This window comes from Rhizobium sp. GW821-FHT14E12, from assembly GCF_058803745.1.
In genome coordinates this window covers 149,382-160,615 of sequence record NZ_JBXAPH010000002.1, presented here as the reverse complement: position 1 = coordinate 160,615, position 11,234 = coordinate 149,382, and the positions used below count along the sequence as shown (strand labels likewise).

General features: G+C 58.7%; 16 protein-coding genes. 4 read left to right on the top strand and 12 right to left on the bottom strand.

Annotated features, from left to right (window positions below; genetic code table 11):
• Nucleotides 1-17: 17 nt before the first annotated feature.
• From AC1RO0_RS08920 to AC1RO0_RS08910, 3 genes are all read right to left on the bottom strand, one after another.
• Nucleotides 18-785, bottom strand: coding sequence for an ABC transporter permease (locus AC1RO0_RS08920; RefSeq protein ID WP_498592541.1), 768 nt, complete (start codon nucleotides 783-785; stop codon nucleotides 18-20).
• Between the two features lie 4 nt (nucleotides 786-789).
• A complete protein-coding gene (locus AC1RO0_RS08915; protein ID WP_498592540.1) occupies nucleotides 790-1,608 on the bottom strand; it encodes an ABC transporter permease in 819 nt (272 codons plus the stop codon).
• A gap of 99 nt (nucleotides 1,609-1,707) precedes the next feature.
• A complete protein-coding gene (locus AC1RO0_RS08910; RefSeq protein WP_498592539.1) occupies nucleotides 1,708-2,829 on the bottom strand; it encodes an ABC transporter substrate-binding protein in 1,122 nt (373 codons plus the stop codon).
• A 302-nt stretch (nucleotides 2,830-3,131) separates the two neighbouring features.
• On the opposite strand from AC1RO0_RS08910, the gene AC1RO0_RS08905 reads away from it, so the two are divergent.
• From AC1RO0_RS08905 to rpsU, 3 genes are all read left to right on the top strand, one after another.
• Entirely contained in the window at nucleotides 3,132-3,956 is an 825-nt protein-coding gene (locus tag AC1RO0_RS08905; protein WP_498592538.1) for a metallophosphoesterase family protein, read from the top strand.
• A gap of 232 nt (nucleotides 3,957-4,188) precedes the next feature.
• Nucleotides 4,189-4,341, top strand: a complete 153-nt coding sequence (locus tag AC1RO0_RS08900) for a hypothetical protein (RefSeq protein WP_007692860.1) — start codon at nucleotides 4,189-4,191, stop codon at nucleotides 4,339-4,341.
• A gap of 41 nt (nucleotides 4,342-4,382) precedes the next feature.
• Nucleotides 4,383-4,622 (top strand): 30S ribosomal protein S21, encoded by a 240-nt coding sequence (rpsU, locus tag AC1RO0_RS08895; RefSeq protein ID WP_007692858.1) that lies wholly within the window; start codon nucleotides 4,383-4,385, stop codon nucleotides 4,620-4,622.
• A 7-nt stretch (nucleotides 4,623-4,629) separates the two neighbouring features.
• On the opposite strand, the gene AC1RO0_RS08890 is transcribed toward rpsU, so the two are convergent.
• The 9 genes from AC1RO0_RS08890 to AC1RO0_RS08850 all read right to left on the bottom strand — a co-directional run bounded on the left by AC1RO0_RS08890 (nucleotide 4,630) and on the right by AC1RO0_RS08850 (nucleotide 9,877).
• A complete protein-coding gene (locus AC1RO0_RS08890) occupies nucleotides 4,630-5,286 on the bottom strand; it encodes a hypothetical protein (protein ID WP_498592537.1) in 657 nt (218 codons plus the stop codon).
• On the bottom strand, nucleotides 5,286-5,429 hold the full coding sequence (locus AC1RO0_RS08885; RefSeq protein ID WP_498592536.1) for a hypothetical protein: 144 nt from the start codon (nucleotides 5,427-5,429) through the stop codon (nucleotides 5,286-5,288). Before AC1RO0_RS08885 ends, AC1RO0_RS08890 begins: the two co-directional genes overlap by 1 nt.
• Nucleotides 5,430-5,589: 160 nt before the next feature.
• Entirely contained in the window at nucleotides 5,590-6,648 is a 1,059-nt protein-coding gene (gene pqqE, locus AC1RO0_RS08880; RefSeq protein ID WP_498593355.1) for a pyrroloquinoline quinone biosynthesis protein PqqE, read from the bottom strand.
• A 62-nt stretch (nucleotides 6,649-6,710) separates the two neighbouring features.
• Entirely contained in the window at nucleotides 6,711-7,010 is a 300-nt protein-coding gene (pqqD, locus tag AC1RO0_RS08875; RefSeq protein ID WP_498592535.1) for a pyrroloquinoline quinone biosynthesis peptide chaperone PqqD, read from the bottom strand.
• Complete coding sequence (gene pqqC, locus AC1RO0_RS08870; protein ID WP_498592534.1) at nucleotides 7,007-7,771, bottom strand: pyrroloquinoline-quinone synthase PqqC; 765 nt, start codon at nucleotides 7,769-7,771, stop codon at nucleotides 7,007-7,009. The genes pqqD and pqqC overlap by 4 nt, the downstream gene beginning before the upstream one ends.
• On the bottom strand, nucleotides 7,731-8,639 hold the full coding sequence (gene pqqB, locus AC1RO0_RS08865) for a pyrroloquinoline quinone biosynthesis protein PqqB (RefSeq protein ID WP_498592533.1): 909 nt from the start codon (nucleotides 8,637-8,639) through the stop codon (nucleotides 7,731-7,733). The genes pqqC and pqqB overlap by 41 nt, the downstream gene beginning before the upstream one ends.
• A gap of 25 nt (nucleotides 8,640-8,664) precedes the next feature.
• The gene (gene pqqA / locus AC1RO0_RS08860; RefSeq protein WP_007692844.1) at nucleotides 8,665-8,760 is read right to left on the bottom strand and encodes a pyrroloquinoline quinone precursor peptide PqqA; all 96 of its coding nucleotides are present in this window, start codon (nucleotides 8,758-8,760) and stop codon (nucleotides 8,665-8,667) included.
• Between the two features lie 217 nt (nucleotides 8,761-8,977).
• Nucleotides 8,978-9,199 carry a hypothetical protein gene (locus tag AC1RO0_RS08855; RefSeq protein WP_498592532.1) on the bottom strand — a complete coding sequence of 74 codons (222 nt, stop codon included), beginning with the start codon at nucleotides 9,197-9,199 and terminating at the stop codon, nucleotides 8,978-8,980.
• A gap of 186 nt (nucleotides 9,200-9,385) precedes the next feature.
• On the bottom strand, nucleotides 9,386-9,877 hold the full coding sequence (locus AC1RO0_RS08850) for a MarR family winged helix-turn-helix transcriptional regulator (RefSeq protein ID WP_498592531.1): 492 nt from the start codon (nucleotides 9,875-9,877) through the stop codon (nucleotides 9,386-9,388).
• 62 nt (nucleotides 9,878-9,939) lie between these two features.
• Between AC1RO0_RS08850 and AC1RO0_RS08845 the strand changes: the two genes are divergently transcribed.
• The gene (locus AC1RO0_RS08845; RefSeq protein ID WP_498592530.1) at nucleotides 9,940-10,899 is read left to right on the top strand and encodes a quinone oxidoreductase family protein; all 960 of its coding nucleotides are present in this window, start codon (nucleotides 9,940-9,942) and stop codon (nucleotides 10,897-10,899) included.
• Nucleotides 10,900-11,234 lie beyond the last annotated feature (335 nt).

The following is an 11,234-nucleotide window of genomic DNA, read 5'->3' as shown; positions in this document are numbered from 1 at the left end:
CCCCTCATGCGGCACGTCTATTTCGCGACAGCCTTTCGCCGTCGCGTGAAGACCATGACGCCCAGCATCGTCAGCCATGTGAGGATGAAACTCAGCATGGAGAGCGCGGCGGCCTGCGTGGGAGAACTCTTGCCGACCTCATTGATGGCGACGGGAAACGTGCGAAACAGCAGGATGTTGGACACGGTGAACTCGCCCATGACGACCGTGAATGTCAGAAGCGTTGCATTGATCAGGGCAGCGCGAAGATTGGGGAGCACGATCAGAAGGATGGTGGACCAGGCGCCCGCGCCCAGACTTTCCGCCGCCTCCTTCAGGGTTTTGAGATCGAGCGTCGATAACCCGACGTCGATGGCACGGAATGCAAACGGCAGCGCCAAAAAGAAATAGGGGATGATCAGGTAAAGCGGCGAGCTGATCAGCCATGTCGGCCCCGTTACCAACGCCGATAGCCCACCTACGAAGGCGATGGCGGGAACGACAAAGGGAAGAACTGAGATGAACTCGATAAGCTTCCGCATCTTCGGCGCGTAAAGATGAACGGCGATCAGGGCCGGCGTCAGCAGAAGATAGATGGCGGCAATCGTCAGCAGGGACAGTTTCAGCGAAAGAATGAAGGGGGTGAGCAGATCCGTACGGGAAAACAGATTAGCATAGGCGGAAAAGCCGTAGGCAGTGTTGCCTTCCCATAGGCTGAACATAAAGGTCATGACCAATGGCATGACGAAGTACAAGACAGCCAGTGTTACGATGGACCAGCGAACGATGAGACCGGAGTTACGCATGCGCTCAGGCCTGCCAGCGCCGCGCGCCGCGCATCAGCAGGCTGCTGACCAGCACCACGCCCGCCATGATCACAATCATGGCAACGGATAGGGCGGCCCCTGTCTGTGGGGAGCTCATGACATCACCCGACAAGACATTACCGATTTCGGTCGTCAGCAAAACCAGGTTACCCGACGTCAGGGCATAGGCGGTGGCATAGCCGGAAAATGCGGATCCGAACAACAGGATGAAGGCCGAGACAAGGGAGGGAGCGAGGATCGGCAACATCACCAGCCGGGCATATTGCCGCGGCGTCGCGCCGAGGCTTTCGGCGGCCTCGGCCCATTCTGACCGCAGTGCGCGAAATGCCGGCGCGATGATGATCATCATCAGCGGAATCTGGAAATAGGCATAGACGATTGTCAGCCCCGTCAGCGAGTAAAGCGTGAAGCCCGCGGCATAGATATCGATGCCGCCCGCCTTCAGCAGTCGGGTCAGCAGGCCGAACATGCCGAGGCTGGAGATGAACGCAAAAGCGAGGGGAACGCCGGCGAAATTTGCAGCGACGGCGCTGAAACTATTGGCGATCACTCCGAGAACGGGCGGAGACCGCCGATGGACGACGACGGCAGCGATCGCACCGCCAAAGATCACACCCACGGCGGCCGAGGCCAGCGAGAGAACCAGAGAATTGTAAGCAGCGAGACGGAAAGTCTCGCCGCTAAGCGCAGCAATATAATCCAGTGTGAAGCCACCGGTGTCGCTGACCGCCTGAACCGCCAGCATGATTGTCGGTGCGATCATGAACGCAGCGGCAAAGATCAGAAAGGGAGTCATCATCATCGCGGGAAGGCCCCATCTCGACAGGACGGGATGAAGATCGTTTCGATGAAGAGGCGTTCTCAGGCTCTGTTTTTCAGTCAGCGACATTATCGGTCTGGCTCAGTTCATCTTCACCAGTTTCGGCCACATATCGCCAACCACGGTCTTGGCGGCATCGATCTGGGCCTGGCTTGCGAAATGGACCTTCTTGTAGGCCTCCGGCGAGGGCAGCTTTGCCAGAATGTCGGCCGGGATTGCGCCGGCATCCAGCATCTTTGCAAAGCGGATCGGATGGGCGTAGCCGGCGAGGAAGCCGAGTTGGCCTTCGTCGCTGTAGAGATATTCCTGCCAGAGCTTGGCGGCATTGGTATGCGGCGCATAAGCGCTGATCGCCTGGCAGTAGTAGTTGCCGAAGGGAGCGCCGTCATCGGGAACGACGACCTCGAAATCGACCTTTCCGGCTTCGTCGTCACGAATGGTGAGGCTGAGATAATCCCAGCGCAGGGCGATCGGCGTCTGACCGCTCATCATCGTGCCCTTGTCGCTCTGGATCGGATTGTAATTGCCGGCGGCATTCAGCTTGGCAAAGAATTCGACGCCCGGCGCGATGTTGTCGAAGCTGCCGCCATTTGCGAGCGCTGCTGCCATGACTGCGGCGAAGCTGTCACCGGCGCGCAGCGGATTGCCGCCCATGGACACCATGCCCTTATATTCCGGCTTCAACAGATCCGCCCAGCTTCTCGGAACATTCTTGACGACGCTCTTGTTCACGGCAAAGGAAATGATGCCGTAATAGCAACCCTGCCACAGGCCGTCCGCCTGCTTCACATCGTCTGGAATCTCATTCCAGGTCGCAACCTTATAGGGCTGCAGCAGCTTGTCTGTGACTGCCTGAAGGGCGAAAGAGGGAGCGAGGTCGAGGGTATCGGGACCTCTGTCCTGGCCCTTGAGGCTGCGGATCGCCTGCAGTTCTTCCGCCGATGATCCCTCCGGGTTGGCCGGATTGACGGTGATGCCGTATTTCTTGGAGAAATCCGTCATCATCTTGCCGAACACCCAGTTTGGCGACAGCGCGATGACGTTGAGCGCGCCTTCCTTTTTCGCGTCTGCCACCAGAGCCTCGGAGATGGGCGAGGTCGCGGCTTGGGCAAGACCCGGCATTTTGAAGTTCAAGAAAGACGCGCCGAGTGCGGCCGAGCCGCCCTTCAAGATCGCTCTACGATTAAAATGAAACTTGGTCATTGAAATATCCTTAGAGATCGGCCTGGGTTGGCATGCGCCCGCTACCCTTGGATAAAGCCAAGGCTCCGGAGCGAGGCTCCAATAGGCGTAGCTCGTGACGCTGGGGTGACATATTTGCGAAGTTTATGCGCCAGTTTTTCCCGGCAACCCGAGGTCTCGAAGGGGCGCTATCTATTTGAAATTATACACGCCAGAGAAGAGTTTTTGATGCGCTAACCGTCATTCTCCCGTCATGGAGATGGAATAGCTGCGGCAGTTGCCGAACCTGCTTGCCGCGTCTCCCTCGCCTGGATACGAAGATCATGAAAATCGCCGTCATCGCCGATCCGCATATTGGCACCAAGAAAGCTAACTTCGTCCCGAACTGGGAGGCGGTGGTTGCTCATGTCAATTCACTGGACGTGGCGTTTTCGATCGTTCTCGGCGATCTGACGCTGGATGGCGCCAATCTCGACGATGACCTCATTTTCGCCAAAGGCGCCCTCACCGCTCTTAGACAACCCGTTCTCGTCCTGCCGGGGAACCACGATGTCGGTGATGCCTCGCGGGAAAGCTGGCAGCCCGTCGATGCAAGACGCCTGGAGCGCTGGAAGTATCATTTCGGGAGCGATCGCTGGATCTGCGACACAATTCCCGGCTGGCGGCTAGTGGGCGTCAACAGCCAGATCTTCGGGACGGGACTGACGCAAGAAGAGGAGCAATGGGAGGCGATCGCCGCTGCCCTCCATCCGTTGCACAACCGCACGACCGTTCTGTTCACCCACATGCCCTTGTTTCTCGAAAGCTGGGACGAGGTCGACAGGCCCTATTGGGCCGTGCTCGGACAGGCGAGAAAGAGACTGCGGACGCTACTGGCAACATCCGGGACGTCTGCCGTCGTCAGCGCTCACATCCATCGAACACTCGATTTACAGCATGAGGACGAACCACGGATGATCTGGATGGCTGCATCCAGTTTTCTGTCTCGCGATGAATCCATGCCTCCGCAGCCGGGGAAGGAGTTGCTGGGTGTCACTGTCCTCGATTTTACCGTGGACGGCCTCGATGTTCGTTTCGACAGCGTTCCCGGGATCGCAAGGACCTACATCGAGGACTACAACGGCACGATCTATCCAACGCCGCTTTGAGCATTTGGCGGGTTTTGATGTTCTCGCTTGCAACACCGTCGCGCGATCCCTATATACCGCAACGAGGACTGCGATCCTGCGTTACTATCCGTAGCGCCTCAAAGCCGTAGCTTGACATTAGCCGCAGCAATTTTTTGAACCGTAGCTCCCGTGCCCTCCGCACTCTTGCGTGACGGCGCTCCCACTATCCATTGTCATTGACGCTGGTCGAATGACCAGCAGAGGAAATTTATTGAACAACACGAATATCGCTGCCGCGCTTGCGGTGGTGAAGCCGCATGAACGCAACGAGGCCGTCAACCGGCCCGACAAGAACTGGAAACCTTACCCCTGCCTTCTCACGCGCAAAGAGCTTGAGAAGCTGGTCGCCGAACAACTTGGCTGACGGGGCAACGATTTTATCGACATCAACAACAAGGAGAACAAATGCACATTCTGGTCAGAGACAACAATATCGAACAGGCGCTCAGGGTTCTGAAAAAGAAGATGCAGCGCGAGGGTCTGTTCCGGGAAATGAAGGCACGGCAGTCTTATGAGAAGCCGTCCGAACGCCGCGTCCGGGAAAAGGCGCAGGCCATCAGCCGGCATCGCAAGGCAATGCGCAAGCAGATGCAGCGCGAAGGGTTGATCCCCGGCCCCAAGCGGAAGGCGCCGCCGGCGCGCTGATAAAATCCTACCATTTGATGCGATAATTCACATTCACGTTGCCCGCTGGCGTTAAAGCCAGCGGATCGACGACGGAAGCCGTGAAGTTGAGATTGGGCGCGATCGGCTGGTTGAAGGCCAGCGTGCTTGAGACGGTGCCCTTGAGGTCCGTCACCGCACCATTCGCCGAGATCGATGTGCCCGTCCAGGGAAAGGTCATCGTAACCGCCTGAGAAGCCGTGACCGAAGCCGTTTCGCCCTGCCCCGCCGCATAGTTCACATTCAACGTGCGCGTCGTCTGCATATCGAGATCTTTCGAGACGATCCAGTTTCGCGAACGGCCGAGGTAGAGCGTTCCACTGCCTCGTAGCGTGTCCAACCGGATGGCTACTTCACGGCGCGATTTGCTGGCAAAGTTGCGGCTGTCGTCCACTGCCCTTCCCCAGAACGTGGCAAGTTCGGAACCGCTCAGGATCTTTCCGCCGGGAGCGCTTCCAAGGCCGATATCGGCGCCCGCGCTCATTTCCCACGCCATCGGCAACCGAAAACCGATCGTTGTCTGATAGGTTCGAGGAGCAACCTTGACCGGCGTCCAGATCAACAGATCGCCGGCATAAACCGTCTGCGGCAGCGACGCCGCGCTAACAAGCGCGCCAAGAAAAACACGCGTTAAAACAAATCTCATCACAAAAGCCCAATTAGCGTTTGTATCAACGCCAGCGCGCCGAAGTGCTGCACCGACAGCCGAAAGCGATGCGAAAAACCGCATTCCGCCTCGGCTTGATTTGGTTGTTGAGCGCCAATCCAGCGATGCATATCGGCACCCATCAGGCACCTGCACCGCACCACGCGAGGAAGAGACTCCGCGCGCATCAGGCAACTATCTTCAAAAACGATCCCATCCGAGGGACGGCTTGTAAACCCTTTGGGCTCAAGTTTTTTGCTGCGGTGCACATTTGCCGCACTCGCTAAATGACCGTCAAACCCATCAGGCACGGTCCCGATAGACAAAAGCGGGCGGTTCGCTGAGGCCGTCCTCTTCGGCGCGGGTCGCTATATCCTGATGAAACGGTGAGTGGATGCAGACGGGATCGGTTGCTTCCGCGCTGCCCGCAAGCGCCATGGCCTGGCAACGACAGCCACCGTGATCGATATGCTTTCGCGCGCAACTGCGGCAGGGTTCCTGCATCCAGTCGTCACCGCGATAGGCGTTGAAGGCGCTGCCGTGATACCAGATGTCTGCGAGCGGCCTGTCACGTACATTGTCGAAGCTGAGCGACGGAATGGTTTCAGCGGCATGGCAGGGCAACACGCGCCCCGATGGCGTGATGTTGAGCCCGGTGCGGCCCCAGCCTCCCATGCAGGCTTTCGGATAGCGGGAATGGTGATCCGCGGGCACGTAGTCGATGACGAGGATGCCGTTCAGTGTCTTGCGCGCCTCCTCGACCAGCGCCGTCGTCCGCTCGACTTGCGCCCGCGTCGGCATCAGCGCGGCACGGTTCCTCTCGGCCCAACCATGGAACTGCACGGTTGCAATCTCGATCCGGCGCGCACCGAGTTCGACCGCGGTTGCGATCATGTCGCTGATCTGTTCCATGTTCTGCTTGTGACAGACGGCATTGACGGTCAGGGGAATGCCGGTCTCGCGGATCCAGCCGGCAACCGCCAGCTTGCGAGCATAGCCGCCTTTATAATTGCCGACATGATCCGCCATTTCAGGCGTCGCACCCTGGATCGAAAGCTGGATGTGATCCAACCCGGCATCTGCCAGCTCCGCGAGGCGAGGTTGCGTCAGCCCGATGCCGGAGGTGATGAGGTTGGTATAGAGGCCATAGGAGGCGGCACCCTTGGTCAGCGCGGCAAGATCGCGGCGCGCGACCGGCTCTCCGCCCGACAAATGCAGATGCAGGACACCCAGCTCGGCGGCCTGCCGGAAGGCGGACAGCCATTCCTCGGTCGTCAATTCGTCGCGGCTTTGGGTCAACTCCAGCGGGTTGGAGCAATAGGGACAGGCAAGCGGGCAGCGATGCGTCAATTCCGCCAGCATGGCAATCGGCGGCGGCGCGGCGATGCTGCGCTCCGTGCCATTGCTGGTTTCAAGATGCTCGCTCACCGGCTCAGCTCCAGCATTCGCCGGCTGGCAAAATCCCGGATGAAGGCGATCACGTCGTTGAGAATCTCCTCCTTCGGCGCCTCGAATTGCAGTGCAAATGCGGCGGCGATGTCGTCCAGCGTTCTCACTCCGTCGAGGGCATTGACGATAGCTACGGCAATTTCGTCAAGCGCGAGCGCGCGCTCCGGTGCAAGCAGGATCGTCTGCCCGCGAGCCGCATCCTCACGCAGTCTGACCCCGCGCGCCAGCTTGGCGATGGTCTGGCCGTCGATCTTGAGAGCGCTATCCTCGCTCATGATATCACCCCTTCGCTTCCGTCCCAGCCGCCAGGCGGGATGAGCCCCGGGCTGACATAAGCGTGAGACAGCGCATCGAGTTGCGACCACAGGACATCGGTCTTGAATGTCAGGGCAGCGACGGAAGCATCCTGTTTCTCCAGAGTATCGGCATGGTCGAGAACGTAGTTCAGGCCGAACGCCACCTCTTCCGGCGCCTCGTTAAGGCGCTGGCGGAAGTAGGCGAGCGCACTGTCATTGGCAAAGGCGTAATGCTCGATCAGCCCGGCGATACGATTGGCGTGGATCGCTGGAGCAAACATCTCCGTCAGCGAAGAGGCGACCGCTTCCAGCATCGGCTTTTCCCGGACAAAATGAACATAGGCCTCGACTGCAAACCGCGTGCCGGCAAGCACGCCGCGCGTCGAGGCGACATAGTCCGGATCGAGCCCCACCGCCTCGGCGAGCTTCAGCCAGCGGCGTATCCCGCCGCCGTCGTCAACACCGCCGTCGTGATCCTCGATGCGATTGCGCCAGGCTCGCCGCAGCTGCGGATCCTCGCAACGCGACAGGAAAGCGGCATCCTTCATCGGGATACGGCTTTGATAGTAATAGCGGTTGATGATCCAGGCCCGCACCTGGATCATGCTGCACCGACCGCCATGCAATTGCTGATGAAACGGGTGCTTGTCGTGATAGCGCGCCTCGCCGACCGCGCGCAGGCGCGCTTCGAACGCTTCTCTATTGGCTGCCTGTTGCAAGCGTGATCTCCATTCCGTCATAGCCGACCGCGAAGCCATGTCGCTCAAGTTCGGCGCGCTCCGGTCCGACTCGCCAGATCGGGTTGGTATTGTTGATATGAATATAGATGCTCCGCCCGATCGACAGGCGGGACAATGCCTCGAGACTGCCGTCGGGGCCGCTGATCGGCATGTGCCCCATCCGCTGGCCGGTCTTCTGGCCGGTGCCCGTCCTGATCATCTCGTCATCGGTGAAGACCGTGCCGTCAAAGAACAGCAGATCCGCGCCGGCAATTCGATCCGCCAGCGCCGCACTCATCGCGCCGCAGCCGGGAATGTAGAAGATACGCCTGTCGCCGACGCGAAACTCCATGCCGACGGTCTGCTCGGTCTCAAGCCCAAGCTGCGGCTCCCCCTTCTCAAGATAGAGCGGAACCTTGCCGGCAACGGCAAAAAGCCTCGTCTCAAGGCCGTCCAACGGAAAGAATGGCGTTTCGAGTTCGATCGACTTTTGCGTAACGTGAACGGGATCAAGAACCTTGAAAATCGGATTCTCTTCCAGCGTTTCCAGCAACGCCGTTGTTGCGAGGAGCTGAAAGGGCTGCTTTTCCCGCAGCGTCAAAAGCCCCGCGACGTGATCGACATCGCCATTCGTCAGCACGACGCTCTTGATCGGGCTGTCGCGCAAGTCTTTCGGCCATAGAGTGGAACGGCCATGCAATTGCTGGCGGATATCCGGAGAAGCGTTCACAATCAGCCAGCTGCAGCCATCGATACTGACTGCCAACGACGATTGTGTCTGCGGAGCAAGAACACCCTGGCGTGCCGCCGCACAGTTCGGGCAGCCACAGTTCCACTGCGGCAAGCCCCCTCCGGCAGCGGCACCGAGCACAAGAAACCGAATGGTCAATCTGTTGCTTTCAGATGGTCAGCGATCAGAACAGGATCGGCTCGGAACCATCGGCCGGAGCATACCGGTTGATTTCCATGCCGCAGCTTACCTCTACGAATTTCGGAGCATGCCATTTCATTGGTCGTTCCTTTCATAGGATTTGCAATGTTAGATTAGACTCAATTGCCCGTAGGGGCAATTTCGAATGGTCGTGTCTTAATATTGTTTATGCCATACCGTTCCCGCCTGTCGTGATCACAATAAATTGCTCCGCGCCTAGTCGGATTCGACGAATTCAGATGGGTACCGAGCCGTCAGCGGGGGCCGACATCGCATGTGTCCGTATACCTTCAACCTCATATCCTGCCGCGAACGGCGCCCGCCAGGATGGTCAGTTGGCGCTCGTCGTGAATGCCTTGCCGATACAACTCGATGACCAGCGCCGCCACCCGTTCGGCCGCTTCGCTATCTTTTGCAAGGTTCAATTCGACCAAAAGAGCGTCAAAAGCACGCTGACAAAGGTTCAAATCCAATGAATCCAAGGGATAGTCATGTTTACTGAGATATCTTCGGATCATCGCCTTTTTCTCCTTTCTCCGCGCGATAAACGTATTGGGAAAGCGGGATGTTTGTATCGGGCACGCTGCCGCTAAATCATCCTATTATTAGATATATCGAAAATACAAGCGTCGCTATTTTTTATTGCGTTATTTTTGGAAAGCAACCGAAGGTAGGGGTAGGAGTGGCTGTTGTGGCCGCCGCCCCTATTCGGAGCGTGCCTGCAAATCGCCTTTCAAGGCATCGGCAAATTTCCGCATCAGCCTGACAAGCTCATCGATATCATCGACGTCCCAGGCTTCAAAGATCGCACCACCGATCCGGTCACGCGCGCCGTCCACCGCATCCGTCATGATCTTCCCCTTCGGTGCAATCACAGCCTCGCGCACTCGGCGGTCAGCGACGGAAGCCTGACGCGCTATAAGATCGAGGCTCTCGAGCTTTGCCACCTGACGGCTTACGGTCGTGTAATCGCGGCCGACCCGATCCGCCAGTTCGACGACACCGATCGGGCCGAAACGCTCGATCGTGACGAGCAGGGGGAACAGCGCCCGGTCGAGCGGGATCCCTGCCTCCTTGATAAGAGCCTCGTCACCCTGAGGCCGGTTTATGACGCTGACGATATCCAGCACTGCGAGGTGCAGTTTCCGGAATTGGGACTTAATATGTGTATTTTGCACATTATATCTTGATGCCACGCGTAAACTCCTTTATGTGTGCATTATACACATAATTCGAATCCTTGAAAAGGAAAACAACCATGAAAGCAGCCATCGTACGAAATGCTGGCCAGATGCCCGTCTATGACGATTTCGAGACACCCGTCCCATCCGCTGGCGAGAACCTGGTGCATGTGAGCGCCGCCGCCATCAGCCAGATCGTCAAGAGCCGGGCGTCAGGCGTGCACTACAGTTCCGCCAATCAATTCCCCTTCGTGGTCGGAATCGACGGCGTGGGGCAGCTGGAGGACGGCAGACGGGTTTATTTTGTTCTGCCGCGGGCGCCCTATGGCAGCATGGCGGACGTGGCGCCCGTACCATCCGACCGTTGCATTGCGCTGCCGGACGAGCTGGACGACGTGACGGCGGCGGCCATCGCCAATCCGGGAATGTCATCCTGGGCAGCCTTTAGAGAGCGTGCGAGGCTCCAGCCAGGCGAGACCGTTCTGGTCAACGGCGCAACCGGAACGTCAGGCCGACTCGCCGTCCAGATCGCCAAATATATGGGTGCTGCCAAAGTCATCGCGACGGGCCGGAACGCCGACGGTCTCAAGGTCCTCGAAAGGCTCGGCGCGGATGTGACTATTCCCCTCACCCAGGATAAACTAACCTTGGAAACAGCATTCAGGGAGCAATTCGCCGGTGGCGTGGATGTTGTTCTCGATTACCTGTGGGGCGAAAGCGCGGAAAGCCTCCTCACCTCGGCCGCAAAGGCCGGCAGGGATGCCGTGCCGATCCGCTACGTCCAGATCGGCGCAATCAGCGGCGCCAATATCAGCCTACCAGGGGCCGTGCTGCGATCATCCGCCATCACCCTGATGGGCAGCGGCATAGGCAGCATCTCTCTTGACCGCCTCGTCAACGCAGTTGCCGAACTGTTTCAAGCGACCGTCCCCGGAGGGTTCGAAATAGCGACGAAAACCGCATTGCTCTCCGAGGTCGAAGAAGCCTGGCCGCTCGACGACAGCAATCGGCGCACGGTCTTCACGATCGGACACTAGGGGCGACTGCTACGGATAACCGGTTTGCTATCGGTCCAGGCGTTTGAAATATCCGGATAAGCATCGTGCTGGTTGCGTGGCCGGAGGTGACCAGCACGGCGAGAAAAGCAGGGGCATTCATCGGGTCGATCTCCACAGCGCGCCATTCACGGCAACGCGCTGTTCCCGAACAGCTTTCGCGAATATCAGCGACATCCACTATAGCTTTTTCTTATGATCAATCACCCATTTTTGAATGGGAGCACGCATCGAAGACAAGCATGCTGCCTCGTCGATCCGGGCGGAGGTCGCATGCAGCCAGGCTGCCTTACAATGCGGCGAACGGCCGTTCAACG